Raw genomic sequence first — 25,204 nt, 5'->3', positions numbered from 1 at the left:
CCATCCGATGTCTCTCATAGCCGCCAGGCGCGCCGCCGCGCTCGGCTCCGCCGCTCTGGCCGCCTCGATGCTGCTGGCCTCGGCCCCCGCGCACGCGGGCACGCAGCAGGCGAAGCACACCTTCAAGATGTCCGCCCCGTACTACAAGAAGACCGACTCCAACGGCACGTTCACCGGGCAGGTGAACATGGCCGGGACCGTCGGCAAGCCCGCCACCATGGCGTGGTCGTTCCGCACCTCGCCGAAGGTCCAGGCCATCGCCACGGGCAGGATGACCTGCAAGGCCGGCCACATGCAGCTGCCCTACCACGACAGCCACGCCAGTGTGCCGGTCGACTACTTCTGGCACTCGTCGGTCAAGAACAACCGGCGCAACAAGGACTACACCCTCTGGGGGAACTGCACCTTCCGCGTGAAGGTCGGCGGCAAGACCGGCACCGCGAACCTCGGGTTCCGCTTCAACTACGCGCTGTTCGACGGCATCAGCCGCAGCGCCGCCGCGGACCAGCCGACCGGAGGCACCGCGCCGGCGCCCGGCAAGGACGGCGAGTTCGGCACCGACCTGAAGATCGCCTACGACTCCTGATCCTCGGACAAGGCCGATCGGTACCGCCCCCGCCCGTCCCACAGGACCGGGCGGGGGCGGTCCCGTCACCGATACGCGACGAGCACGGCCGTCAGGCCAGGGACCAGGCGATGCCGTCGAGGATGTCGTGTTCGCCCGCGAACCGGCACGGATGCGGGGTGTACACGCTCGCGCGTACACTTCGCTCATGACCGAGAACACCGTGACCGTCCGGGAAGCGCGCGCCCACCTCGCCGATCACATCAACCGCGCCGAAGAGGGCGTCCCGACCGTCATCACGCGCAACGGCGTCCCCGTGGCGGCCGTGGTGCCGATCTCGGACTTCGAGGCACTGGAGGAGGCCGCCGACGTGATGCTGGCGCGCGAGGCCGAAGCCGTGCTCGCCGAGGGCGGCGCCACCGTGACGATGGCGGAACTGCTGGCGGACCTGTTCACTGAGCAGGACGGCGAGGCGGCGTGAAGTACGCCTTCCGGTTCACCGCGGCGGCGCAGCGGCAGCTCCGGGCCATCAGCCGCCCCGACGCCATGCGCATCCTGGCCGCGCTGACCGCACTCGGTGACGACCCCTACCGCGAGGACGCCGACGTCAAGAAGCTCAGCGGCCCCTCCGGGCTCTACCGGCTCAGGGTCGGCAGCTACCGGGTCGCCTACCAGGTCAACGATGGCGAGCTCGTCATCCTCGTCGTCAAGGTAGGCGACCGGCGGGACGTGTACCGCAACCTGTAGGCCGTCAGGCCAGGGACCAGGCGATGCCGTCGAGGATGTCGTGTTCGCTGACCACGACCTCCTGCGCCGCCACATGGGTCATGATCTCCTCCAGGACCAGCGCGCCCGCCACGATGACGTCCACGCGGCCCGGGTGGATGACCGGGAAGGCGGCGCGTTCGTCGTGGGTCAGCGAGCGGAGCCGCGCCGACACCTCCGCCACCCGCTCGTACGGGATGCGGGAGCGGTGGATCGCCGCGGAGTCGTACTCCCCGAGGCGAAGCGCCAGGGCCGCGACCGTGGTGACCGAGCCGGCGAGGCCGACCAGCGTGCGGGCCTCGCGGACCGGGACGGTCTCCTCGGCCAGGGCGATCGCCGCGCGCACGTCGGCGCGGATCGCGGCCACCTCGTCCTCGGTCGGCGGGTCGTGGCGCACATGGCGCTCCGTCAGCCGTACGCAGCCGATGTCCACCGAGCGGGCCGCCTCGACGTGCCCGGTGCCGACGACGAACTCCGTCGAGCCGCCGCCGATGTCCACCACCAGGTACTCGTCGCTGCCCCGCAGCTCCTTCGTCGCGCCCGTGAAGGAGAACTCGGCCTCCTGGTCGCCGGTGATGACCTCCGGCTCCACGCCCAGGATGTCCATCACGCCCCGCACGAAGTCCTCGCGGTTCTCGGCGTCGCGGGACGCGGACGTCGCCACGAACCGGACCCGCTCGGCGCCCAGCTCCTTGATGGCGGCGGCGTACTCGCGGCACGCGGCGAACGTGCGCTCCAGCGCCTCCGGGGCGAGCCGCCCCGTGCGGTCCACGCCCTGGCCCAGGCGGACGATCGTCATCCGCCGGTCCAGGTCCACGAGGGTCCCCGCCTCGGGGTCGATGTCCGCCACGAGCAGGCGGATGGAGTTCGTACCGCAGTCGATGGCCGCGACCCTGGTCACTCGCCCGCCTCCCCCGCGTGGTCCGCGCCGCGCTCCACGCTCACGCACGGGCCCTTCGCCCACCACTCCGGCAGCATCGCCAGCGCCTCGTCGCCCAGCGGGTTCACACCCGGCCCGGCGACCAGCGAGTGGGCGACCAGCACGTGCAGGCACTTCACGCGGTCGGGCATGCCGCCCGCGCTGGGGAACCCGGCGAGGACCTCGATGGCGTCGCGGCGGGCGATGTAGTCCTCGTGCGCGGCGCGGTAGGCGGCGGCCAGCTCCGGGTCGGCGGCGAGGCGCTCGGTCATCTCCTTCATGACGCCGTTCGCCTCCAGCGTGCCGATCGCGGAGTTCGCGCGGGGGCACGTGAGGTAGTACGTCGTCGGGAAGGGCGTGCCGTCGGGGAGCCGGGGCGCGGTCTCCACCACGTCGGGCTCACCGCACGGGCAGCGGTGCGCGATGGCCCGCAGGCCGCGCGGCGGGCGGCCGAGCTGTTCCTGGAAGGCCGCGACATCGGCCTCGGTCGGCTCGGTGCGTTCGGTCTGCGGAGGGGGCGTTTCCATGCCTGCCTTGATCCTGCTCGGTCCCGCTCGGGGCGGTTCGGGGGTCGGTGGGTGGTTCGGGACGGGGGCGTGCGGCTACGGGGCGCGCTGGTCGGCGCGGTCCACGCCGTCCCAGACGTTCGAGTACCAGGGCCGGCCGGTGCCGCCCTGGTCGGTGCGGTGCTGCCGCTCCGCCTCGGGGTCGTTCATGATGTACGCCGTCTCGCCGGGCATCACGTAGTGGAGGTGCTGGCGGGCGAGCCGCTTGACGTAGGCGTCGTCCTGGAGGCGGGCCTTCTCGTCGCGGAGCCGTTCGACGCGGGCGGCGGCCTCCTCGGCGAGCCGCTCCTGCTCGGCGATCTCGGCGCGCTGCGACACGTACTGCCGCATCGGGTACGCGAGGGCGACGACCATCGTGCACACGACGAGGGCGAGGAACGCGGCCCGGCCGGTGAGCCGGGAGCGGCGCGCCTGGCGGCGGTTCTGGGAGCGGTAGACGCGGGCGGCGGTCTGCTCGCCGAGCAGCCGCAGCCTCGTCGCGGTCGAGAACCGGTCCCGGTCCTGGCCCATCGGCTCGCCCCTCCTCACGTACGACGTCCCCGGACACGGTACGGGACCGTGGCCGGGGACGTACGCAACCGGGGGCGACGAGGCGTCGGCCCCGGGCGCGTCAGGCGTACACGCCGGGCGTCAGTCGTTCGCCGGGCGGAACCGCGGGAACGCGCTGCGGCCCGCGTACACGGCGGCGTCGTCGAGGATCTCCTCGATGCGCAGCAGCTGGTTGTACTTGGCGACGCGCTCGGAGCGGGCCGGGGCGCCGGTCTTGATCTGGCCGCAGTTGGTGGCGACGGCCAGGTCGGCGATGGTGACGTCCTCGGTCTCGCCGGAGCGGTGGGACATCATGCACTTGAAGCCGTTGCGCTGGGCCAGCTCGACGGCGTCCAGGGTCTCCGTGAGGGAGCCGATCTGGTTGACCTTGACGAGCAGGGCGTTCGCGGCGCCCTCCTCGATGCCGCGGGCCAGGCGCTCCGGGTTGGTGACGAACAGGTCGTCGCCGACGAGCTGGACCTTCGTGCCGAGCTTCTCGGTGATGGTCTTCCAGCCGTCCCAGTCGTCCTCGAACAGCGGGTCCTCGATGGAGACGAGCGGGTACGAGGCGACGAGCTCCTCGTAGTACTCGGTCATCTCGGCGGCCGTGCGGGACTTGCCCTCGAACTCGTACGCGCCGTCCTTGTAGAACTCGGACGCGGCGACGTCCAGGGCGAGCGCGATGTCCCGGCCGGGGGTGTAACCGGCCTGCTTGACGGCCTCCAGGATGAGGTCGAGCGCGGCGCGGTTGGAGTCCAGGTTCGGGGCGAAGCCGCCCTCGTCGCCGAGGCCGGTGGACAGGCCCTTCTCCTTCAGCACCTTCTTGAGGGTGTGGTAGACCTCGGTGCCCCAGCGCAGGGCCTCGGAGAAGGACTCCGCGCCGATCGGGGCGATCATGAACTCCTGGATGTCCACGTTGGAGTCGGCGTGCGAGCCGCCGTTCAGGATGTTCATCATCGGCACCGGCAGCAGGTGCGCGTTCGGGCCGCCCAGGTAGCGGAACAGCGGCAGGTCGGACGCCTCGGAGGCGGCGTGCGCCACGGCGAGGGAGACGCCGAGGATGGCGTTGGCGCCGAGCGAGGACTTGTCCGGGGTGGCGTCCAGGTCGAACATCGCCTGGTCGATCAGCCGCTGCTCGGTGGCGTCGTAGCCGACGAGCTCCGGGCCGATCTGCTCGATGACGGCGAGCACGGCCTTCTCGACACCCTTGCCGAGGTAGCGGTCCTTGTCACCGTCGCGGAGCTCGAGGGCCTCGAACGCACCGGTGGAGGCACCGGAGGGGACGGCAGCACGGCCGGTGCTGCCGTCGTCGAGGCCGACCTCGACCTCGACCGTGGGGTTGCCTCGGGAGTCCAGGATTTCCCGGGCTACGACGACGTCGATGGACGGCACGAGCATCTCCTTCTGGGATGTGACGCGTGGAGTGCAGGGTCTTCACCCTTGCGCCAAGAGCCTAACCGCCTGGGGGGCCACTGCCCGCTACCGCCCGCCCGCTGGGACGAAAAAGCGCACAAGGCGGTGCATAGCGGGATGAATAGCCATCATCTCTACTGGACGGTAACCGGTCTGAGTGGCCCTCTGCTCATCCGCCCTGGACCGGTTTGCCCCGGTTCGACCGTACGGAGGACGGGGGCGAAGCAGGGGCGGGACGGCCACTGCGGGGCCGGGCGGGCCGCCGGGGGCCGCGAGGGCGCCCCGGGGGGGCGGAGGGCCGAGGGCGCCGGGAAGGCCGGAGCCCCGGCCCGCCGCGTACGGGGGATGCGCGACGGACCGGGGCGGTCCGGGCGGGCCGGTGACGGCCCTGGGGGCACGGCGACCCGGGGGACACGGCGATCCCTGGGACACGGCGGCCCTGGCGGCGCGGCGGCCCGGACAGCCGCCGCGCCGGAGTGCGGGTGCGGGTCAGCTCAGGTGGAGCTGCTGGCCCGGGTAGATGAGGTCGGCGTCGGCGACGATGTCCTTGTTGAGCTCGAACAGCTTCGCCCAGCCGCCCTTGACGCCCTCGGCGGCGGCGATGGAGCTGAGCGTGTCGCCGGCCTTGACCTTGTACTCGCCGTCGCCCTTCTGAACCTTCTCGCCGGTCGGGGTGGTGACGGTCTTCGACTCGGCCTTCGGCTTGGCGGTCTCGGCCTTCGGCGCGGTGCGCTGCTCGCTGCGCGTGGTGGGCTGCTCGGCGGTGCGCTCGGGGGCGCCGCCGCCGTAGGGGGTGCTGGACAGGCCGACGCCGCAGTGCGGCCAGGCGCCCTTGCCCTGGCCCGCGAGGACCTTCTCGGCGACGGCTATCTGCTGGGCCTTGCTGGCCTTGTCGGCGGTGGAGGCGTACTGCGTGCCGCCGTACGCGGCCCAGGTGGAGGCCGAGAACTGAAGGCCGCCGTAGTAGCCGTTGCCGGTGTTGATGGACCAGTTGCCGCCGGACTCGCACTGCGCGACGCGGTCCCACTCGGCGGCGGTCGCGGCGCTGGCGGACGTGGCGCCCATCAGCGGGGCGGCGACGGCCACACCGGTGATGCCGGCGAACGCGGCGAGACGGACGGCCTTGGACGGGCGACGGTGCTTTCCCTTGCCGGAATTCAGCATGGTGGATCTCCTCACCGACGCCTGCGAGGTGAGCTGTCGGGTTCGGGCCTGGTGAGTGCCCGGCCGCGCGCTGGTGGCGCGCGGCTTCACCCCTAGCCGGACTTGGCCGTCTCTCGACGGCCGGGCCCGGCACTTACCTTGGGTCCCCCGCTCCTGCCCACGGCGCTCGAAGCGTCGACTGTTCCCGTCGTCCGGCGGCAGGATTCGGCGTTACCGGCCAACGGGGCCCGCGGTGGCGAGCGATATCGACGGTAAGCACAGACCCGCACGGAGATCAAAGACGGACATCCCGGTCAATCCGCCCCTACGCGCCTGCCCCATAAGGGCGTTTGCGCAGGTAGGGGCGGAAACGGACGGACCGGGCGGCGCGGGGGCGCGAGTTGAGGCAAAGAGACTCTTGTCTCACTTCGAGGAAACGGACATTCCCGCCCGTAACTACCCCTCGTTCGCGCCCAGGTCGAGGCTCTGGCCAGGGAGGATGAGGTCGGGGTCGGTACCCACGGTCTCGCGGTTCGCGTCGTAGAGCGCCGTCCAGCCGCCGGGCAGCTCGTGGCTGTCCGCGATGGTCCACAGGTTGTCGCCGGGCTGGACGGTGTACGTACCGTCGGGGGCGAGGCCGGCCCCGGTACGTGCCGTTCCGTCACCGCGCGAGGCGTGCCCGCCGGATTCGCGGCCCTCGGCCGGATTGCCGGTCCCGGTGGTCTCGTCCGTTCCGCCCGGAAGTGCCGGGACGGTCCCGGCCTCTTCCTTGGCGGGTTCGCCGCGGTGCTTGCCGGTGCCGGACGCGGGGGTGCCCGTGCCGTCCTCGGCCGTGGGCGTCCCGTCGGGCGCGGCCGGGCCGGTGGAGGGCGCCGTGGGCGCGGTCGGGGAGGCCGTCGCGTCGGGGGTGGCGGGCGCGGTGGGCTCGCCGGGCAGCCCGGTCGCGCCGGAGCCGGTGGAGCCCTCGGTGCCGGCCGGGCTGTCGCCCGGCGCGGTGGGCTGCTCGCCCGTGGCGGGCTTGTCGGCGCCGGCGTCGGTTCCCGTGTCCGCGGTGGGGTCGGGCGTCGCGTCGGGGGCGGTCTCGGCCGGGGCGGAGTCGTCGCCCGCGCCGCCGAGGTTCGCGATGGGCGCGCAGGTCTCCCAGGCGGCGGAGCCCTGGGCGGCGTAGACCTTCTCCGCGACGGCTATCTGCTCGGAGCGGCTGGCGAGGTCGGCGCGCGGCGCGTAGGCCGTGCCGCCGTACGCCTGCCATGTCTCCTGCGACAGCTGGAGGCCGCCGTAGTACCCGTTGCCGAGGTCGGCGCTCCACATGCCACCGGTCTCGCATTCTGCGACGCGGTCCCAGGTGGCGGCGTCGGCGGCGGACGCGGTGCCCGCGCCGAGCAGCGGCAGGGCGATCGCTGATCCGGTCACGCCCGCGGCGACGACGAGGGCGGGAGCTTGACGGGGGCGACGGTGTCGTCCGTTCCCGGAGCGCATGCGTTGGACCTTTCGCGTGACTGCTGAGGTGACGGTGAACGTAGCGGCATTCGAACGTCAGTCACAAGTCGATGCAGCGGGGATCACGTGAACATCACAGAACTGACGGAACGTCAGTTCTCATGGGCGTGATTCGGGTGTAAAGGCCACCGGGAGGGTCCTCAGTCCGCGCATGATGAGCCCGCCGCGCCACCGCAGTTCGTCCGGTTCGGCGGCGAGACGCAGGTCGGGGAGCCGGGTCAGGAGCGTGGCCAGCGCGGCCTGCCCCTCCAGCCGGGCGAGGGGCGCGCCGAGGCAGTAGTGGATGCCGTGCCCGTACCCCAGGTGCTGGTTGTCGCGCCGCCCGAGGTCCAGGGTGTCCGGGTCGTCGAACCGCGCCGGGTCCCGGTCCGCCGCCGCGAGGACGACGAGGACGGGGTCGCCCGCCTCGATCCGCTGCCCGCCGACGGTGAGCGGCTCGGTCGCGAAACGCCAGGTCGCCAGCTCGACCGGCCCGTCGTAGCGGAGCAGTTCCTCCACCCCGGTGGCCAGCAGGTCCGTCTCCCCGGCGGCCAGGGACGCCTGGAGGCGGGCCCGTTCGGCGGGGTTGCGGAGCAGCGCGTACGTGCCGTTACCGATGAGGTTCACGGTCGTCTCGAAGCCCGCGAACAGGAGGATGAACGCCATCGCGGCGGCCTCGTTCTCGGTGAGGTGCTCGCCGTGGTCGGAGGCGCGGATCAGGCCGGAGATCAGGTCGTCGCCGAGGTCGCCGCGCTTGCGGTGGATCAGGTCCACCAGGTACGCCCGCATCCGCTTCACGGCCCGCGCGACCCCGCCGCGCGGGCCGCCGCCGTGCCGGATCATCTGCCCGGCCCAGTCCCGGAAGTCGTCCTGGTCCTCGGCGGGCACCCCGAGCATGTCGCAAATCGCGTAAATGGGGAGGGGGAAGGCGAACTCATGGATGAGGTCCGCCTCGCCTTTTGTTGCGAAACCGTCGATCAGACGGTCCGTCAGCTCCTGCACGCGCGGCGCGAACTCCGCGACCCGGCGGGGCGTGAACGCCTTCGACACGAGCCGCCGCAGCCGGGTGTGGTCCGGCGGGTCGATGTTCAGCAGGTGCGTCATCAGCTCCGCCTTGCGCTCCCCCGGAATGCCCGTCTTGCCCTTGGCGTGGGCGGGCTCGTCGTGGTGCGCGGGGTTCTTGCTGAGCCGCTGGTCCGCGAGCGCCTGCTTCGCGTCGGCGTACCGGGTGACCAGCCACGCCTCGACCCCGCTGGGCAGCCGCGTGCGGTGCACCGGCGCGTGCTCCCGCAGCCAGGCGTACGCCGGGTACGGGTCGGTGGCGAACTCCCAGGTGAAGAGCTCGGGGGGCGTGGCGGGGTCGTTCGCGGCGTTCACCCCTCGACGGTATCCGCCCCGCCGCCGAGCGCCTTCACGGCACCCGGATGCCCGGCGTCGGCGGCCTTGCGCATCCAGTGGGCGGCGCCGTCCTCGTCGCCCCCCTGCTCCCGGAGGCGGGCGAGGCGGAAGGCGGCGTAGGCGTCCCCCAGCTCGAAGCCCTTCTGGTACCAGGTGCGGGCTTCGTCGACACGACCGTGCTTCTCAAGGAAAGCGCCTACGTGGGTCACGTGGATGCCCAGAACGTCGGCGTCCGCATCCGCGCACTCCACGCGCAGCTGTTCTTCCTCGTCACTGATGGACATCGCTGGGCCGAAGGCGTCCGCGCTCCACGTGTCGTCTCCCGCTGCGGCGGCGCGGTCGAACCATACCTGGGCCGTTTCCTCCTGCTGCCAGAAACGGTGTATAGCACCGCAGAGGGCCGATGACTGCGCGGAGCTGGTGTGGAGCGCTTGATAGCTGCGGATGTATGCCTCATCCACCTTGCCGCGCCCGAGCAACAGGGTGGCGAGGTGGGATGCCGCCTCGTGATCTCCCTGTCGTGCAGCCGCGCTCCACCACCCCTCCGCCCGGTCCCGCAGCAACTTGCCCAGCAGAGTCGCGGCGCGCGCGTCGCCCGCATCGGCTGCCTTCTCCAGGTAGTGCTCCGCCGCCCGCGCCTCGCCCCGGTCGGCCAGCGCCCGCCCCAGGTCCGCGGCGGCGGCCGTGTGGCCCGCGTCGGCGGCCTTGCGCAGCCACTCCTCGTCGTCGGTGAGGCGGGCCAGGCGGTACATGGCTTCGGGGTCGCCTGATTTGGCGCCCGTGCGGAAGTGCACGGTTGCGAGGTGGGTAACCAGCTGCCCACCTTGGGCAACGGCCAGATCCCATGTCTCGTACGGGACCGGGGGCAGCTCGTCGGATTGGATCGCCTCACCGACCAGGTAGCCGTAGCCGACCAGCCCGCCCGCCTCGGTTGACTCGACCAGCAGGCCGGTCACTCCATGGCGCGGGCGCACCGCCCAGGCGAGGGCGGCGTCGAATGCGTCGGTGTGTTCCGGGGCGTACATCTCGTAGACGGCGCGGGCCAATTCGCGCGGCGCGCCGGACATCCCGCACCGCATGAGGTCGAGAACGGCGCGCACGAGCTGGTGACCAGGCTGATTGCCTGAGGGGCGCCCGGCCCTGCGCCACTCCGCCCACAGGTGAGGGCCGACGGCGAGGTACTCGGTGACGCGCAGGTCACCGCACCAATCCGTCAACGCTTCGAAGCGCGGGTCGCCGGCCTCCTCTATCCGGTCGAACTCGTCCTCGCTCCACTCCAGCTCCAGTTCCACCACCCGCGCCCGGCTCAGTACGCGGGCCGTCGCCGGGGTGCCGAAGCGGTGCTCGTCGTACGCCGCGTCGGTCATCGTGGCGACGATCCGGACGCCCATGGCGATGAGGCGCGACAGCAGGGCGGCGTCCAGGCCCTCCACGTACCGCTCCAAGTCGTCGAGCCACAGCACGCAGGGGGACTTCCGGGCGGCGATGCGCTCGGGCAGCGCCCGCAGGTCCGTGCCGGGCGGCGGGACGCAGACCTCTGTTCCGGGCGGGAGCCGCCGTACATACGCCCAGGCGGTGGTGGTCCTGCCGGACAGCGGCGGGCCGGTGATCAGCAGGAAGCCGTCCCGCCGCTCCGGGCCGAGGTCCGCGTCCCGGTCACGGCGGATGTACGGGCCCTCGTGCGGGGCGCCCAGCGCGTGCGGGTCCACCGTCGCAGCGTCCAGCCAGAGGGCCGGGTCGGGCGGGGCCACGTAGAAGTTGACCTGCTCGACGGTGTGCGCCTGCACGATGTTCCCCGCCGCGCTGTCCGACACCGTGTTGCGGACGGCGGGCCCCACAGGGACGGGACCCACGGGGCCAAACCCCACGGGCGTCGGCTCCCCCGCGTACGTCCGGATCGCGTCGAGCACCCGGGGGTCGCGGGGGGCCGCCCGTCGCAGCCACGACTCCGCGCGGGACCTGGCGGCCTCGTCGGAGACGGCCAGCCGGACCTGGCTGGCCAGCAGGTCGAAGCCCAGCGCGCCCTCGGGGTCGAGGACGCTCAGGCGCTCCATCAGCCCCAGGTAGTCGTCCGACTTCAACACCCTCACCAGGGCGTCGAAGTCCCCCTCGCGCAGCTCCCCCACGCCCACCGGTCCTCCCCCGACTCACCCGCCCCGTACGGCCACCGTCACGTTACCCAGCGTCGTGGCCCTCCGCCGCGCGGATCGTGTCGCGGTAGGCGCGGGCCGCCGCCCGCAGGGCCGCTTCCGGGTCCACGCCCTCGGCCTCCGCGCGGGCGGCCATCTCCAGCAGGGCGTAGCCGACGCCCTCGCCGGACGGGGGCGGCACGTCCATGCCCGCCGTGCGGACGCGGCTCGCGAGCTTCGCCGCCAGCGCGAGGCCCGGCTGCCCCAGCGGGATGCCGTCCGTGACGGAGGTGCGCTGCTTCTCGAGGGCCTTGGTGCGCAGCCAGTGCTCCTTGACCTGCTCGGGCGTCTCGGCGGTCGCGTCGCCGAAGACGTGCGGGTGCCGGTGGATGAGCTTCTCGACCAGGCCGCCCGCCACGTCGTCCAGCGAGAACGGCTCGTCGTCCGCCTCCTCGGCGATCCGGGCGTGGAAGACGACTTGGAGGAGCACGTCGCCCAGCTCCTCGCGCAGCTCCTCCCGGTCGCCGTCCTCGATGGCCTCGACCAGCTCGTACGCCTCCTCGATGGCGTACTTGGCGAGGCCCTGGTGCGTCTGGCGGGACGACCAGGGGCACTCGCGGCGGATTCGGTCCATCACCTCGACCAGGTCCAGCAGGCGCGCGCCGGGCAGGTCGTACGAGCCGGGCAGCAGCTCCAGGTCGGGCATGGCGACGCGGCCGGACCCGGCGAGGCGGGCCAGGCCGTCGGTGAGCGCCTGGTCGCCCTCGCCGGACGCGACGACGACGACCGTACGGTCCCCGGCGCACGCGTCCACCAGCTCCCGGGCGGTGGGCGCGGCGGTCTCGACGGCGACCCCGGCCTCGCGGAGGTACGGCAGCTGCGGGTGGGCCGGGTCGGGGCACAGGACCTCGTCGGCGGCGTGCAGGGTCTGCCACGCCGGCCAGGACAGCACGCCGGGCGCGACCCGGTGGCTGGTGGTGAGGAGGACGATGCGGCCGGTGCCGGGGGTGTCTGCGGCTTGAGCGTTCACCCCTCGAACCTACCGCCGGTCCCGGACGCCCCTCGAACCCGCCGCCCGGTCCTACAGGCCCGTCGGGGCGGCGGCCGGGTCCTGGGTGACCTGGCGGAGCCACGGCGCCTGGTAGCGGCCGAGCTGGATCTTGTCGTGGTCCCAGGTGCCGTACCGGGGGTTCACGTCGATGCCGAGGGCCCTGGACGCGCTGCCGAACAGGTCGGCGAGCTTCTTCTGGCCCTCGGGGCTGTTGGTCACGCCGTGCTTCTCGGCGATCTTGTTCATGAGGATGTTCCGCCGGACGACGTCGTCGATCTCGTCGGGGGCGGTGCCCTGCTGCTGGAGGAGCATCGCGGCGAGCTGCGCGTCCCCTCCGTACTGGCGGGCGGCGGCGCGCCGCGTCTGCTGGATCTCCTTGCGGCTGACGGTGATCCCGGAGTCGGCGGCGACCTTCTCCACCACCCGGTCGAAGATCATCCCGTTGAGCTTCTCGCGGCTGAGGTCTCCCGTGGCGCGGATCAGCTGCTCGGCCTGCGGCGACGCCTCCTGCGCCGTGCGGACGTCCCGGACCTGCGCCTGGAGCGCGGCCGTCTCGATCCGCTGTCCGCCGACGACGGCGGCCGCGCCCGGGTGGGCGTCGCTGCCGCAGGCGGTGAGGAGGGGGGCCGCGACGACGAGGGCGGCGGAGACGGAGAGCGCGGTGCGACGGCGGCGGTGCAAAGGGGGCCTCCCGGCGTGGGTCGTACGTCAGTGTCAACGACCTTGCGGTGATCGATGGTATGCAGTGGCTGTGGCCCGGGCCACTACTTCGGAGCCACTTCTGCCAACGAGTCACGGTCCTTCGGGTTCTCGGGCCGCAGCATGATCGTCCGGGAGACGACGAACGTGACGGGGATCGCGGCCGCGGCGGCGAGCAGCGGCGCGTACCGGCTGGACATTCCCGCGATGCCGACCAGCAGCCACACCCCGAGGGTGGTGATCACGAAGTTGGCCGCGTTGGTGAGCGGGAACAGCAGGAACTTCCGCCAGGTGGGGCGGGTGCGGTAGGTGAAGTAGCTGGTGAGGAAGAACGAGCCGGTCATCGACAGCAGGAACGCCACGACGTGCGCGGCGACGTACGGCAGGCCGCACGCGAGGAGCAGCAGGTAGCAGCCGTAGTACGTACCGGTGTTCACCACCCCGACCAGGGCGAACCTGACGATCTGGCCGCTGACGCCGGTCATCTTCGGCTGAACTCCCCTGGGGACGGTCGGGTGCGCGGTGCCGCGCCGGTGTTCGTCGCCTTCACCAGGAAGTGGGGGCGCCGCTTCACCTCGTAGTAGATACGGCCCACATACTCCCCGATCAGGCCGAGCATGACCATCTGGACACCGGCGAGGGCGGTGACGGCGACCAGGAGGGTGACGTATCCGGGGGTGTCCACGCCGTTGAGGAGGGCGTCGCCGACGATCCACGCGGCGTAGAGGGCGGCGGTGGAGACGAGGACGAGGCCCAGGTGGAGTGCGGCGCGCAGCGGTTTGTCGTTGAAGGAGAGCAGACCGTCGAGGCCGTAGTTGAGGAGTTTGCGGAACGTCCATTTCGAGCGGCCCTGCTCGCGGGTCTCGTTCCGGTACTCGAAGGTGGTGGTGGGGAAACCGACCCAGGCGAAGATCCCTTTCGAGAAACGGTTGTACTCGGTGAGTTCGAGCACCGCTTCGACGGCCCTGCGGGACAGCAGCCGGAAGTCGCCGACGCCGTCGGTCAGCTCCACGTCCACGAGCCGGTTGATCACCCGGTAGTAGCCGCGGGCGAGCAGGGTGCGGGTGACGCGGTCGCCGTCGCGGGTCCGGCGGGCGACGACCTGGTCGTACCCCTCGGCGTGCAGCTCCAGCATGCGGCCGACGAGGCGCGGCGGGTGCTGGAGGTCGGCGTCCATGAGGACGACCGCGTCGCCGGTGGCGTGGCGCAGCCCGGCGAGCATGGCGGCCTCCTTGCCGAAGTTGCGGCTGAAGGAGACGTACCGGACGCGGGGGTCCGCGGCGGCCCGCTCCTGGAGGATCTCCAGGGTGCCGTCACGGCTTCCGTCGTCCACGTAGACGAGTTCGAAGTCCACCGCGAGGCGGCCCAATTCCGTGGTGACGTGCTCGTGGAACCGGGCGATGATCTCCTCTTCGTCGAAGCAGGGCACCACTATCGAGATCAGCACGCGGTAAACGGAAACGGCCGTGCGTGTCGGGTGCGGACCCGCTTTGTGGCGGGCAGGCGGCCATTGGGTGAACTCGTTTACGGGGCAGCCGAGTCGGCGGTTCTCCGGTGCCATATTCGGGGGCGTGGCCGAGTCCCGTACCCTTCCGTCCGCGCGGCCGTCCGCCTCCGGCGCGGCCGTGTGCGGCGCGCTGTCCGCGCTGTTCGCCGTGGTGGCGGTGTGCGCCGGTGACGCCGTGGCCCGGACCTTCCCCTTCGGGCCGCGTACGCGTGCCGTCAACGACCTCGGCAACCAGTTCGTGCCGTTCCACGCCCACCTGTGGGACCTGCTGCACGGGCGGGCCGGGGGCGGGACGCTGCTGAACTGGCGGTCGGGGTACGGGACCAGCCTGCTGCCCGACCTGGGCACGTATCTGACGAGCCCGTTCGCGGTGCTGGTCGCCGCGTTCCCGCGCGAGCGGATCGACCTGGCCGTGTACGTGGTGACCGTGTTGAAGCTGGGCTCGGCGGCGGCTGCCATGGCGGTGGTGCTGCTGCGGCAGCGGCGGGGCAGCCGGTGGGGCGCGGCCGTGCTGGGCGCGGCGTACGCGCTGTGCGGCTGGGCGGTCGTGGAGGCGTCGTACAACCCGATGTGGCTGGACGGGCTGGTCGCCTTCCCGCTGCTGTGCCTGGTCGTGGAGTGGGTGCGGGAGGGGCGGCGGCCGCTGCTGGGGCCGGTGGTGGTGGCCCTGTGCTGGGCGGCGAACTTCTACACCGCGTACATGGCGACGCTGGGCGCGGCGCTGGTGCTGGCCGCGCGGCTGGGGGCGGGGGGTGGCGCTGGACTTCCGGGGACGGGGGCCGGGCTACCTGGGGCGGGGGCTTCGGGAGCGGGGGCTTCGGGGGTGGTGGAGGGCCGTGGGGCTCGCGGGGTGGTGCGGGTGTGGGCGCGGGCGGTGGGGACGGTGGTGCTGGGGGTGTGCCTCGCCGGGCCCGTGCTGGTGCCGGTGTTCCTGGGGTCGCGGCACGCGTATCCGGGGTGGACGCGCCGGTTCGAGGCGGCGGAGTGGGCTGACGTGGCCGCGCGGGTGCTCCCGGCGACGTACAGCTTCTTCACGCCCGCGCTGTTCCTGGGCGCCGGGGCGCTGCTGCTGGCGGCCGCGCTGCCGTTCCACCGGGCGGTGGACGGGCGGGAGCGGCTCGTGTGGGGCGGGCTGGTGGCGGGGGTGCTGCTGTCGGCGCAGTGGGAGCCGACGCACCTGGTGTGGCATGTGTTCGCCACACCGAACGGCAGCCCGTACCGGCAGACGTTCGTGCTGGCCGGTGTCGTGGTGATGGCCGCGTGGACGGGCGTGGCGGCGGGCGGCTGGCCGGGGTGGCGGGCGCTGCTGGGCGGGGCGGCGCTGCTGGGCGTGGTCGCGGCGGTGGCCTCGGGGAGCGGGCTGGTGACGGGCGCGGCGTACGGGCTGTTCGGGGCGGGAGGGGTCGTGGCGGTGGGGGCCGTGGTGCTGTTGAGGGCGGCGAGTGGTGCGGGACGGGCGGGGGCCGGGGCCGGCGGGGCTCGGGGGCGTGGGCGTCCGGTTGTACGGGGGGTGGGGGGCGCGCTGTTGGCGGTCAGCGTGGTCGTGCCGGCCGCGGCGACCACGGCGTACGCCGACCGGGAGCGGCCCGCGCGGCTGGACGACTACCCGGCGTGGGGCGCCGCGCACGACGCGCGGGCGGCGGCGGTGCGGGGCGCGGACGGGTGGCCCGCGTACCGGACCGATCCGGGGCGCCCGCAGCTCACCGGCAACGACCCGCTGCTGCTGGGCGGGCAGGGCGCCGCGTACTACAGCAGCCACACGCCCGAGGTGTGGACGCGGACCCTGGCGGCTCTCGGCGGCGGCTGGACGTCGCACGGCCGGAACCTCCAGAGCCTCGACAACCCGGTCACGGACGCGCTGTTCGCGGTGGGCGCGCGCTGGCGGGACGGGGTGCTGACGCGGACGGACGAGCGGCTGCCGCTGGTGACGGTACGGGCGGAGGGCGTCGCGGAGGCGGGTGCGGGCGCCGGGGACGCGGGTGCGGGCACGGGGGTCGCGGGTCCCGGCACGGGGCGGGAACTCCGGTACGGCGCTTCCGCGTTCCGTAACCAGGAGCTGCTGCTCGGGTCGCGCGTCTACGACCTCCCCGCGGATGGCGTGTGCCCGGTCGGCAGCGACGTCTTCGCCTGGGCGCCCGACTTCACCGGCACGGCGCGTCTCGGCGGTACGGGCAGGCCGGCCGAGCTTCGCGGCGGGCTGCCCAAGCGGCGGGCCGCCATGACCCCCCTCGGCACCCAGCGCGTGGCGGGCACGCGCGTGGAGTGGCGGGGCCGGGGCGCCGTGCCCGACGGCGCCGTCGGCTGCCTGGACCGGGGGCGGCTGAGCGAGGCGGTCGCGCGGCTGCGGGCGGGGGCGGCGGTGGACGTACGGGTCGACGGCGACGAGGTGCGGGCCACGCTCCCGCCGGACGCCCACGGGGTGGCGGTCCTTTCGGCGCCCCGCATCGCCGGGTGGCGGTGCCAGGGCCGCCCGGCCGGGGAGCATCTGGGGCTGGTGGCCGTGGAGGTGGCGCCGGGCGAGCGGTCGGTGAGCTGCGCGTTCCGCACGCCGGGGCTGCGGGGCGGCGCTGCGGCCGGGGCGGGGGCGCTGGTGGTGCTGGCTGCGGTCGCCGCGCGCGTACGGCGTGCGCGTCGCCCGTACGCCACCAAGACTTCACCCGTGCACCACCGTGCCGTCTCCCGGGAACCTGCCGGTGCGGCGTAGCTTGCCCCGCATGCCCTCTCTTCTGAGCAACCCGCTGACGAGGCGGCTGCTGCGGCCCGCCGTCACCCTGGTCGAGCAGCGCATGGAGCACATCACGCACGCGTTCCAGAAGGACCTGGACGCCCTGCACCACGAGGTCGCCGATCTGCGGCGGCAGAGCTACGGGCTCGGGCTGCTGCTCGACCACGCCGGGCGTGACGCTCACCGGATGCCGACGCCCACGCAGGTGGACCGGCTCGTCGGCGAGGTCCGTACGGTGACGGGCGCGGCGGACGAGCGGGCGCGGGGCGACATCACGGTGGCGTACCGGCACCTCGTGGCGCTGGAGGCGCTGGGGACCGGCGGGATCGGCGGGACGGTGTCCGACGTGTGCGGCCGCCTGGCGGCGGTGCCGTTGCTGGTGGCGGCGGGTGCGGAGACCGGTCCGGGGGGTGTGGTGGAGGTGCTGGAGGCCGGGTCGCGGCACGGGCTGTTCGCGGCGGCGCTGCGGCGGATGCTGCGGCGGCACGGGGTGGAGGCGCGGCTGACGCTGCTCGACCCGGGGGACGAGGACGTGGTGCGGGGCAACCTGGCGCTGGGCGGGGCCGGTTCGCAGGACGTGCGGCTGGTGCGGGGCGGCCTCGACGCGCCCGAGGTGCGGGAGCGGCGGTACGGCGTGCTGCTCCTGGACGCCCCGCACGAGGGGGCGCAGGGGCTGGCGGGCCCGGGCGCGGTGCTGGTCGCCCCGGCGGACCCGGCGCCCGGCCCCGGGCTCCGGCCCCTCGGCCAGGTGGCCGACTCCGTGTACTGCGCCCCGGCCCTGTAGGTCACGCGGGGCGGTGAGCCCCTGGCTCACGCGGGGGCGGCGGGACGTGCACCGCCGGGGCCGGGGGCGCGGGGCGCGGTCAGTGGGTGCGGATCTGCTGCTGGTGGGTGAGCGCCCGGCGGAGTTCGCCCGCCAGCGGGTGGTACGGCCCGTAGGCGCGCTCCGTGTCGTACAGCAGGTTCTGGAGCTGCTGGTGCGCCCCCGAGTGGTCGCCCATGGTCAGCAGCAGGTGCCCGATCCGGTGCCGGATGCCGAACGCCCGGCTCGGGTCGGCGCCGGGCTGCTGCCGGGCGCTCTCGTGGTACGGCAGGATCGCCCGGTACTCGGCGAGCGCCTCCGCCGCCTGGCCCAGATGCTCCAGGCAGAGCGCCACGTCGTGCCGGTACTGGAGGGTCTGCGGGTCGGCCGGGCCCGCCTCGGCCTCCCGGTCGGCGGCGAGGCGGCGCAGCTCCGGCAGGGCGCGCCGGTACTGGCCGTCGTCCATCAGGGTCGTCGCGTACTGCTTGCGCAGGACCCGCACCACGTGCGACTGCTCGCCGTGCTCGGCCGCTGCGGCCGGGAGGATCGCGCCGAGGATGTCCACGGCCTGCGTGATGCGGCCCTCGCCCAGCAGCCGCTTCACCTCGTCCACGGCGGCGGCCACGTCGGGCCGTCCCGCGGCGGGCACACCGCTTCCCGTACCGGTCGCGGACATGCCCGGCGTGCCCGGCGGCGGGGCGGTCGGGGGCGGCGGGACGTGCACCGCCGGGGCGGGCGCCGAGGCACGCTCGGGCCAGGGCGCGAGGGGCCGGGTGAACGGCCGGGTGGGGTCCATGGGCCCGGTCGGCCCGGCGGCGCGCGAGGGCAGCAGCGGGGCGAGCGCCTCGTACACCTCCTGCGCGCCGGACGGCCGGTGCTGCGGGTCCTTCGCGAGGAGCCGCAGCACGAGGGCCTCCAGGGCCTCGGGGGTGTCGGGGCGGATGGACCGGATGGGCGGCGGCGGCTCGTACAGGTGGCGGTGGAGGACGCCCAGGGCGGTGGAGCCCGCGAAAGGCACGTTCCCGCTGAGGAGTTCGTGCAGGACGATGCCGAGCGCGTACAGGTCCGTGTACGGTCCGACGGCGCCGCCCATGGCCTGCTCGGGCGCCATGTAGGCGGGGCTGCCGATGGGCGAGCCGGTGTGCGTGAGGCGCGTCGTGTCGGTGTCCAGGACGGACGCGACGCCCAGGTCGAGGACGGTGATCGTGCCGTCGGGCTTCACCATCACGTTGCGCGGCTTCAGGTCGCGGTGGACGATCGGCACGGCGTGGACGGCGGCCAGCACGGCGCACATCTGCGCGGCCACCGAGACGGCCCACTGCCAGGGGTACGGCTCGTGCTCCGCCAGGTGGTCGGAGAGGTCGGCGCCCTCCACGTACTGCATGACCAGGTACAGGTCGTCACCGTCGCTGCCCGCGTCGTGCACGGTGACCAGGCCGGGGTGGGAGACCTGCGCGGTGACCCGGCACTCGCGGACGAAGCGGCGGCGCATGTCCTCCGCGACGGTGGCGGCGGCCATGTGGTCGGGCCGCAGCAGCTTCACGGCCACGCGGCGGTCCAGGCGCCGGTCGTACGCCGTCCAGACCTGGCCCATGCCGCCCTGGCCGATGAGCGTGGCCAGCTCGTACCGGCCGGTGATGACCCGTCCGTTCACCGGGTGCCGTCGTCCCTTCTGAGGAGGTCGCTCAGCTCGTCCAGCTCGGCGCGGACCTGGTCGATCCGGGGCCCCGCGGGCGGGCCGGGCTGGGTCTGCGGCTGCGGCTGCGGCTGCGGCTGCGGCTGCGGCTGCGGCTGCGGCTGCGGCTGGACCGTCACGGGCGGCTGGACCGTGGCGGCGGGCTGGGGCTGGGCGTACGGGGAGGGCACCGGCGTGGGTATGCCCGGGTACCCCTGGCCCTGCGGCGCCGGGTACCCGTAGCCGGGGGCGGGGCCGGACGCCGGGCCGGTGGGGAACGTCGTCGCGTACGGCGAGGGGCCCGCGGGGGCGGCCGGGCCGGACGCGCTCCCGTCGAAGTGGCGGATGTCCGCGTAGAGGAAGTACCCGGTGAACGCGGCGGCGTTGAGCAGCAGCCCGCCCGCCGCCAGGTTGGCCTGGAGGGACTCGGTGTCCTCCGGCATGAGGACGATCGTCGTCAGCGTGAGGACCACGGAGACGCCGAACAGCCACCAGTCGCGGGACCGCCGGGTCACGAGCGCCAGCCGCAGCATCGCCCCGCCCGTGAGGAAGCCGCAGCTCAGCAGCGGCAGCACGGCGAAGAGCACGCGGAGCCATATGACATGGGTCGGCGTGCCACGCCGCGGTGGCACGAGGCCGGGGCCGGGGCCGTACATGGCTCCTCCAGGAGGCCGGGTGGGGGGAGACGAACGGATGTCGGATGCGGTTACGGGGACGAGCGTATACAGCGACACCGACAAGGGCCGCAGGGTTGCACGGAACTGCCGTGCCGTTGCTCACCCCCGCGCACACCCGCACGCTCACGCCCGGCCCCGCGCACACCCGCACGCTCACGCCCGGCCCCGCGCACGCCCGGCGCCCGCAAACCCCGCACGTTCCCGGCCGCCACCGCGTACGCCCCCGCGCCCGCTCGCCCGGCCCACGTACACCCCCGCGCACGCCCTCGGCGCCCGCACACCCGCGCACCCGCCCGGTCACGCCTCCAGCGTGCCGTCCGTCAGCCCGTCGTACATGCCGCGCACCAGCCGCTCGCCCAGGCGGCCCACCTGGCGCAGGGCCTGTTCGAACTCGGCGAGCGCGCGGAACCGTTCGCCGTACCGGCGCTGCTCGGCCAGCGGGAGGCGCGGCAGTTGGAGGCGGCGCACGTCCACGCGGGTCGCGGTGGAGGCGTAACTGCTGGCCTGCCGCTGGTTGGCGGTGCCGCGCAGGAATCCGGCGAGGAACCAGGGGTCGAGCGCGGCCGGGTCGGGGCGCAGGAGGTGCAGGTTGCGCCCCAGGGCGGCACCGGCGGCGGACTCGTCCACCACGCGCGCGACGGGGCCGCCGCCGAGGACGGGGACGACGACGTCGCCGGTGCGCAGCAGCACGGGGTCCTCACCGCCCGCGCCTTCGGGAAGTGTGCCGCTGGGCTCCTGGCCGGTGAGGACGTCCTGCTCGGTGAGGACACGGGGGCGGGCGGCCGGCGTACGGGCGCCGGTGCGGGAGCCGAACCCGGTGCCGGACGCCGGAGCGGTGCCCGTGCCGCCCGCGTGGAGGCGCAGGGCCCCGCTGCGGGCGAGTTCCCCGACCGTGACGCCGGGTGCCCGGGCCCCCGTGCCCGTGACGGGTGCCGGTGCGGGCTCGGCCGCGGTGATGCGGCCGGGCGGCGGGGTGAGTTCGGCGGTACGGCGCAGCTGCGCGGCCAGACGGTCGGCGACGGTGGCCAGCTCGGCCGCGCCGCCGCTCGCCGCGGGGGGCGGCAGGTGGCGGGCGGGCGCCAGGTCCACGTCGTCGTCCAGCAGGTCGATGACGGGCACGGAGCGGCTGATGCCGGGCCGCTGCGGCGCGGTGCCGTGCCGGTCGAACGGCTTCCACGCGTCCAGTACGGCGGTGTGGACGGCCTGCCAGTCGAGCCGGTCGCGCCCGGCCGCGCCGCACGTGGATGTGTCGACGAGCAGCAGTTCCGGCGACGGTGAGGCGGCGCCCGGCTTGCGCAGCACCCACAGGTGGAGCGGGATGCCGTACGGGGGCGCGGCGCCGGCCGGAAGGGCGACGACCGCGCGGAGGGCGCCGCGCCGCAGCAGGTCGGCGCGGATGCGGCGGCCCGAGCGGCGGGACGCGGCGGCGGGCGGCATGAGCAGTACGGCGGTGCCGCCGGGGCGCAGGCGGGCGAGGGCGTGCTGCACCCAGGCGAGCTCGGACTCCGTGCGGGCGGGGAAGCCGTACTCCCAGCGCGGGTCGTAGGCCAGTTCCTCGTGGCCCCAGTTGCGTTCGTTGAACGGCGGGTGGCACAGGACCGCGTCGGCGGCCAGGTGCGGGTGGGCGTCGGCCCGCAGGGCGTCCCCCGCGCGCGCGTGCAGCTCGGCGCCGGTGTGCAGGGCGAGGCGCAGCGCGCTGAGGGCGGCCAGGTCGGGGTCGGCCTCCTGGGCGTAGAGGGCGGCGGGCGCCTCGACGGCGCGCAGCAGGGCACCCGTACCGCACGCGGGGTCGAGGACGGTGGGACGCTCGACGCGGCCGGGCGGGGCGGCGAGCGCGGCCATGAGGGCCGCGGGGCCGGGTGGCGTCAGGGTGAAGTGGCGGGGAGCGGCGTCGAGGTGGCGGCCGATCAGGAACTCGTACGCGGCCGGGGCGCCCCCCGTGTCGGCGGCGAGTTCGACGGCGGCGCGCAGCAGCGGCACGGACGGGGCGAGCGCCTCGGCGGTGGGCGTGGCGACGGGGCGGCGGGAGCCCAGGCGCGTGGTGAGGGCGCGGTCGAGGACGGGGGGCATGAGCGCGGCGAGGTGGTCGTCGGAGACCCGGTCCCCGGCGGGCCACAGGGCGGGGTGCTCATGGACGAGGAGGAGCGCGCAGCCCGTGTGGACGAGGGCGGTGGCCGCACCTCCGGGGTGTCCCGCGACCTGCTGCCAGACCCTTTCCCGCAGGGGCACTTCGGCGAGTTTGCCCTGGGCGCGCAGCCAGTCCTCGACGTCGGTCAGCGCGAACGACGGGCTGGTCTCGGTGCCGCCGACGGGCTTGGGGAAGTCGGGGTGGCGGCGGCGCCAGTTGCTCACGGCGGCGCGCCCGACTCCGGCCAGTCTGGCGATCTCGGCGGCGGTCACCTCTGCTGCGTTCGCGTTGTCCGGCACGTCGGCCGCTCCCTCCGTCCGCGATGTGTCCGCATCCTATGGGCGGTCATCCCCTGACATCGTTTCACAGTGTGAGTAAAGACAGTGAAGTGAAATCGTGTTGACTCGGTTCACAAGGTCTGGTCTGATTCTCGGCACGGCCGGCCTGGTGCTCGGCATCCTGGGCGTGATCTTCGCGATCATCCCGCTGCTGTTCTGGCTGGGCGGCATCCTCGCCCTGCTGGGCCTGATCCTGGGCGCGGTCGGCATGGGCCGTGCCAAGCGCGGCGCCGCCACCAACAAGGGCGTGGCGATCTCCGGCACCATCCTCGGCCTGATCGGCCTGATCCTCTCCATCGTGTTCGGCATCATGACCGCCATGGCCGTCGACAAGGTGGTGGACGACGTCAACAAGGAGCTGTCGAGGACCGCCCCGGCACCGACGGGCGCCGACAAGGGCTCGGCCGCCGCGGGTGACGCGGGCGGCACGGACGGCACGGACGGCGCCGCGGTGCCCGAACTGCTGGCCGCCGACGAGGCGATCGTCTACGACGACGACCTTCAGATCAGCCTGTCCGCGGCGAAGTCCTTCGAGCCGAGCGAGTACAACGTCGGCCACACCAAGGGCAACAAGGCGTACAAGGTCACCCTCCTCATCGAGAACGGCAGCAAGGAGAAGTTCAACGCCGACACGGTGATCCTGGAGGCCCGCGCGGGCGAGGCGGGCGTCACCGCCGAGCAGATCTTCGACGAGGGCCTGGACGGTGTGACCGGCTCGGTCGCGCCCGGCAAGAAGGCCACCGGCGTCTTCGCCTTCAGCGTCCCGGCCGACGCCAAGACGCTCACCGTCGAGGTCACCCCGGGCCTGGACTACGAGGCCCAGCAGTGGGAGCTCAAGTTCTGAGCCGAATGCCCCGTACGGGGTGTGCGGCGTGCGGCCCCCGCACGCCGCACACCGCTGTTCTCCGGGCACGTGCCGCCGGGTTCACACCCGGTGGCGCACCCATACGTTCGGCTCGACGTACACCGCGTACCCGTGCGACGCCTCGCAGCGGACCGGTGTCAGCGCGAACGGCACCTCCACCGGCCCGTCCTCGTCGAACGGCAGGCCGGTCCACTCCCGCCACGCCTCCACGGCCCCGCCGATCGTCATGGACGCCGGGGCGACCGAGTCGATCACACCGCCCGCGCGGACGTGGACCCTCAGCCACGGGTCGTGCGGCAGCCCGTCCTCCGGGCGCGTACGGAACGCGTACTCGGCCATCGGCGTGCGCGGCTCCAGGTGCTTGCCGCTGGGCCGCACCGGCGCCACGACCTCCGTGAAGCCCCGCTCCCGGGCGTTGTCGCGCATCGCGGCGAGCATCCGCGCCGACAGCCCCCGGCCCAGCATGTCCCGGGCGACCGCGATCTCGATGGCGCTCACCGTGTCCGGCGCCCGGCCGGCCCGCCGGTCCGCCATCGCCCATCCCAGCACCTGGTCCCAGCCCCGCGTCGGCAGCACCCCGTCGCGCCCCTCGGCGCGCAGCGCGAACGGCACGCTGAACGACCGCGCCACGACCCGTCCGTCCGCGTCCAGCGCCAGGGACACGTACTCGGGCGCCTCGGTGACCATCCACGGGTAGCCGAGGTTCGACACCTGGTCCTGGAGCATGAACTCCGGCCACAGGTTGGGCATCGCCCACAGCGCGTCCAGCAGTTCCGGCCGCTCGGCCAGACTGACGATCTTCACATCCATACGCCGAGGCTAGGCACGCGTCGGCTCGCGCCGCCACGGGGTTTCCGGGACGGCGGGGCAGCCGGGACGGTCATGCGGCCGGGCAGCCGGGAGGCCAGTGGCCCGGGCGGCCGGTACGGTCGGGCGACCGGAAGGCCAGTGGCCCGGGCAGCCGGGAGGCCAGCGCACCGGGCGGCCGGGCCAGCCGGCACGGTCAGGGGCCGGGATGGTCAGGGGGCCGGAACGGTCAGGACCGGGGCAGCGGTTCGCCCGGGCAGCCCTTGAGGACCCGCCGCATCGCGTCCCGTTCGGCGGCGGTGACCCACACCCCGTACTTCTTCTTCACCGCGACCTGCCGCGCCACGTACGGGCAGCGGTACGCCTTCGACGGCGGCAGCCAGGTCGCCGTGTCGCCGTCGCCCTTGCGGCGGTTGGCGGACGAGTCCACGGCCAGCAGGTTCAGCGGGTCGTTGGCGAACCGCAGCCGCTTGTCCGCGTCCCACCGGTGGGCGCCCTTCTGCCAGGCGTCCGACAGGGCCACGACGTGGTCTATGTCCACCTTGCCGTCACCGCGCCGGAACTCGATGCGCCGCCCCGTGTACGGGTCGGCGGCGATGGTCCCGCGCGCCACCTTGCAGCGGTCGCCCTCCTTGTGGCGCACGCCGGTCGCGTCCCGTACGAGGATGTCCTCGCGGGTCCCGCAGCCGTTACCGTCCGTGTCCGCCCAGGGGCGGCCGAACTTCTCCCGCTCGTAACCGGTCCTCGGCGCCCGGCCCTTGACGGTCAGCGTCTCGACGGCGGCCAGCGCGGAACCGGCCGCCCCGCCGCCGGAGCCACTGGACGCCCCGGAGCCCCCGCCCTGACCAATCGCGTCGCACCCGGAGACGGCGAGGGCGGCGGCCACCAGCGCGAAGGCGAGGGGGCGGCGGGCGGCGGCGCTGGCGATGGTCGGCATGGTCGAGATCCTAGGAGGCCACGCGCCGGCCCCCGTAGGCCCCCGCTCCCCGTACCCCCTGGGGAAGCCCCTGGCTACGTCCTCTACG

23 protein-coding genes and 1 riboswitch are annotated in these 25,204 nt (G+C 74.0%); of the genes, 6 read left to right on the top strand and 17 right to left on the bottom strand.

From position 1 onward, the window contains the following. The first annotated feature begins 7 nt into the window (after positions 1-7). From J116_RS17120 to J116_RS17110, 3 genes are all read left to right on the top strand, one after another. On the top strand, positions 8-586 hold the full coding sequence (locus J116_RS17120; RefSeq protein WP_023588299.1) for a hypothetical protein: 579 nt from the start codon (positions 8-10) through the stop codon (positions 584-586). 187 nt (positions 587-773) lie between these two features. Beyond that, positions 774-1,046 (top strand): type II toxin-antitoxin system Phd/YefM family antitoxin, encoded by a 273-nt coding sequence (locus J116_RS17115; protein ID WP_028964164.1) that lies wholly within the window; start codon positions 774-776, stop codon positions 1,044-1,046. Beyond that, a complete protein-coding gene (locus tag J116_RS17110) occupies positions 1,043-1,312 on the top strand; it encodes a type II toxin-antitoxin system RelE family toxin (RefSeq protein ID WP_023588297.1) in 270 nt (89 codons plus the stop codon). Before J116_RS17115 ends, J116_RS17110 begins: the two co-directional genes overlap by 4 nt. Before the next feature lie 4 nt (positions 1,313-1,316). Here the strand turns inward: J116_RS17110 and J116_RS17105 are convergent, their stop codons facing one another. The 12 genes from J116_RS17105 to J116_RS17050 all read right to left on the bottom strand — a co-directional run bounded on the left by J116_RS17105 (position 1,317) and on the right by J116_RS17050 (position 14,102). Beyond that, the gene (locus J116_RS17105; protein WP_023588296.1) at positions 1,317-2,231 is read right to left on the bottom strand and encodes a Ppx/GppA phosphatase family protein; all 915 of its coding nucleotides are present in this window, start codon (positions 2,229-2,231) and stop codon (positions 1,317-1,319) included. Further along, the gene (locus J116_RS17100; RefSeq protein WP_023588295.1) at positions 2,228-2,776 is read right to left on the bottom strand and encodes a DUF501 domain-containing protein; all 549 of its coding nucleotides are present in this window, start codon (positions 2,774-2,776) and stop codon (positions 2,228-2,230) included. Before J116_RS17100 ends, J116_RS17105 begins: the two co-directional genes overlap by 4 nt. 75 nt (positions 2,777-2,851) lie before the next feature. Then, complete coding sequence (locus J116_RS17095) at positions 2,852-3,325, bottom strand: FtsB family cell division protein (protein WP_023588294.1); 474 nt, start codon at positions 3,323-3,325, stop codon at positions 2,852-2,854. Between the two features lie 120 nt (positions 3,326-3,445). After that, complete coding sequence (eno, locus tag J116_RS17090; RefSeq protein WP_037946766.1) at positions 3,446-4,735, bottom strand: phosphopyruvate hydratase; 1,290 nt, start codon at positions 4,733-4,735, stop codon at positions 3,446-3,448. A 510-nt stretch (positions 4,736-5,245) separates the two neighbouring features. Continuing rightward, positions 5,246-5,920, bottom strand: coding sequence for a LysM peptidoglycan-binding domain-containing protein (locus J116_RS17085; protein ID WP_023588292.1), 675 nt, complete (start codon positions 5,918-5,920; stop codon positions 5,246-5,248). Between the two features lie 3 nt (positions 5,921-5,923). Further along, positions 5,924-6,095: riboswitch (cyclic di-AMP (ydaO/yuaA leader) on the bottom strand. 260 nt (positions 6,096-6,355) lie between these two features. Then, the gene (locus tag J116_RS17080) at positions 6,356-7,378 is read right to left on the bottom strand and encodes a LysM peptidoglycan-binding domain-containing protein (protein WP_023588291.1); all 1,023 of its coding nucleotides are present in this window, start codon (positions 7,376-7,378) and stop codon (positions 6,356-6,358) included. Positions 7,379-7,498: 120 nt separating this feature from the next. Continuing rightward, positions 7,499-8,755 carry a cytochrome P450 family protein gene (locus J116_RS17075; RefSeq protein ID WP_023588290.1) on the bottom strand — a complete coding sequence of 419 codons (1,257 nt, stop codon included), beginning with the start codon at positions 8,753-8,755 and terminating at the stop codon, positions 7,499-7,501. Continuing rightward, positions 8,752-10,902, bottom strand: coding sequence for a tetratricopeptide repeat protein (locus J116_RS17070; RefSeq protein ID WP_139140495.1), 2,151 nt, complete (start codon positions 10,900-10,902; stop codon positions 8,752-8,754). Before J116_RS17070 ends, J116_RS17075 begins: the two co-directional genes overlap by 4 nt. Positions 10,903-10,951: 49 nt before the next feature. Next, positions 10,952-11,935, bottom strand: coding sequence for a nucleoside triphosphate pyrophosphohydrolase (locus J116_RS17065; RefSeq protein WP_023588288.1), 984 nt, complete (start codon positions 11,933-11,935; stop codon positions 10,952-10,954). A 51-nt stretch (positions 11,936-11,986) separates the two neighbouring features. Further along, positions 11,987-12,637 (bottom strand): SurA N-terminal domain-containing protein, encoded by a 651-nt coding sequence (locus J116_RS17060; RefSeq protein ID WP_023588287.1) that lies wholly within the window; start codon positions 12,635-12,637, stop codon positions 11,987-11,989. An 83-nt stretch (positions 12,638-12,720) separates the two neighbouring features. After that, entirely contained in the window at positions 12,721-13,140 is a 420-nt protein-coding gene (locus J116_RS17055; RefSeq protein ID WP_023588286.1) for a GtrA family protein, read from the bottom strand. Then, complete coding sequence (locus J116_RS17050; RefSeq protein ID WP_023588285.1) at positions 13,137-14,102, bottom strand: glycosyltransferase family 2 protein; 966 nt, start codon at positions 14,100-14,102, stop codon at positions 13,137-13,139. The genes J116_RS17055 and J116_RS17050 overlap by 4 nt, the downstream gene beginning before the upstream one ends. Before the next feature lie 124 nt (positions 14,103-14,226). Between J116_RS17050 and J116_RS17045 the strand changes: the two genes are divergently transcribed. Together J116_RS17045 and J116_RS17040 are read left to right on the top strand one after the other, a co-directional pair. Further along, complete coding sequence (locus J116_RS17045; RefSeq protein ID WP_023588284.1) at positions 14,227-16,866, top strand: YfhO family protein; 2,640 nt, start codon at positions 14,227-14,229, stop codon at positions 16,864-16,866. Between the two features lie 10 nt (positions 16,867-16,876). Then, positions 16,877-17,671 carry a class I SAM-dependent methyltransferase gene (locus tag J116_RS17040; RefSeq protein WP_028964163.1) on the top strand — a complete coding sequence of 265 codons (795 nt, stop codon included), beginning with the start codon at positions 16,877-16,879 and terminating at the stop codon, positions 17,669-17,671. Between the two features lie 79 nt (positions 17,672-17,750). Here J116_RS17040 and J116_RS17035 read toward each other — a convergent pair whose 3' ends face one another. The 3 genes from J116_RS17035 to J116_RS17025 form a co-directional block, all read right to left on the bottom strand. Continuing rightward, on the bottom strand, positions 17,751-19,343 hold the full coding sequence (locus J116_RS17035) for a serine/threonine-protein kinase (RefSeq protein WP_028964162.1): 1,593 nt from the start codon (positions 19,341-19,343) through the stop codon (positions 17,751-17,753). Continuing rightward, positions 19,340-19,951, bottom strand: coding sequence for a hypothetical protein (locus J116_RS17030; RefSeq protein WP_235617359.1), 612 nt, complete (start codon positions 19,949-19,951; stop codon positions 19,340-19,342). The genes J116_RS17035 and J116_RS17030 overlap by 4 nt, the downstream gene beginning before the upstream one ends. Before the next feature lie 387 nt (positions 19,952-20,338). After that, positions 20,339-22,468, bottom strand: a complete 2,130-nt coding sequence (locus J116_RS17025; protein ID WP_023588282.1) for an N-6 DNA methylase — start codon at positions 22,466-22,468, stop codon at positions 20,339-20,341. A 100-nt stretch (positions 22,469-22,568) separates the two neighbouring features. On the opposite strand from J116_RS17025, the gene J116_RS17020 reads away from it, so the two are divergent. Further along, the gene (locus J116_RS17020) at positions 22,569-23,351 is read left to right on the top strand and encodes a DUF4190 domain-containing protein (protein ID WP_023588281.1); all 783 of its coding nucleotides are present in this window, start codon (positions 22,569-22,571) and stop codon (positions 23,349-23,351) included. Positions 23,352-23,432: 81 nt separating this feature from the next. Here the strand turns inward: J116_RS17020 and J116_RS17015 are convergent, their stop codons facing one another. Together J116_RS17015 and J116_RS17010 are read right to left on the bottom strand one after the other, a co-directional pair. Then, positions 23,433-24,182, bottom strand: coding sequence for a GNAT family N-acetyltransferase (locus J116_RS17015; protein WP_028964159.1), 750 nt, complete (start codon positions 24,180-24,182; stop codon positions 23,433-23,435). A 226-nt stretch (positions 24,183-24,408) separates the two neighbouring features. Continuing rightward, on the bottom strand, positions 24,409-25,116 hold the full coding sequence (locus tag J116_RS17010; RefSeq protein ID WP_023588279.1) for an HNH endonuclease family protein: 708 nt from the start codon (positions 25,114-25,116) through the stop codon (positions 24,409-24,411). Positions 25,117-25,204 lie beyond the last annotated feature (88 nt).

This window comes from Streptomyces thermolilacinus SPC6 (assembly GCF_000478605.2).
GTDB classification, from domain to species: Bacteria; Actinomycetota; Actinomycetes; order Streptomycetales; family Streptomycetaceae; genus Streptomyces; species Streptomyces thermolilacinus.
Note: the sequence above shows the minus strand (reverse complement) of the source record. Positions and strands in the feature narration are given on the sequence as shown.

What these genes read in the sequence shown, in the direction of transcription:
- J116_RS17080 (WP_023588291.1), bottom strand. Translation starts at nt 7,378, where the DNA reads ATGCGCTCCGGGAACGGACGACACCGTCGCCCCCGTCAAGCTCCCGCC.
- J116_RS17055 (WP_023588286.1), bottom strand. Translation starts at nt 13,140, where the DNA reads ATGACCGGCGTCAGCGGCCAGATCGTCAGGTTCGCCCTGGTCGGGGTG.
- J116_RS17010 (WP_023588279.1), bottom strand. Translation starts at nt 25,116, where the DNA reads ATGCCGACCATCGCCAGCGCCGCCGCCCGCCGCCCCCTCGCCTTCGCG.
- J116_RS17085 (WP_023588292.1), bottom strand. Translation starts at nt 5,920, where the DNA reads ATGCTGAATTCCGGCAAGGGAAAGCACCGTCGCCCGTCCAAGGCCGTC.
- J116_RS17040 (WP_028964163.1), top strand. Translation starts at nt 16,877, where the DNA reads ATGCCCTCTCTTCTGAGCAACCCGCTGACGAGGCGGCTGCTGCGGCCC.
- J116_RS17120 (WP_023588299.1), top strand. Translation starts at nt 8, where the DNA reads ATGTCTCTCATAGCCGCCAGGCGCGCCGCCGCGCTCGGCTCCGCCGCT.
- J116_RS17115 (WP_028964164.1), top strand. Translation starts at nt 774, where the DNA reads ATGACCGAGAACACCGTGACCGTCCGGGAAGCGCGCGCCCACCTCGCC.
- J116_RS17095 (WP_023588294.1), bottom strand. Translation starts at nt 3,325, where the DNA reads ATGGGCCAGGACCGGGACCGGTTCTCGACCGCGACGAGGCTGCGGCTG.
- J116_RS17015 (WP_028964159.1), bottom strand. Translation starts at nt 24,182, where the DNA reads ATGGATGTGAAGATCGTCAGTCTGGCCGAGCGGCCGGAACTGCTGGAC.
- J116_RS17100 (WP_023588295.1), bottom strand. Translation starts at nt 2,776, where the DNA reads ATGGAAACGCCCCCTCCGCAGACCGAACGCACCGAGCCGACCGAGGCC.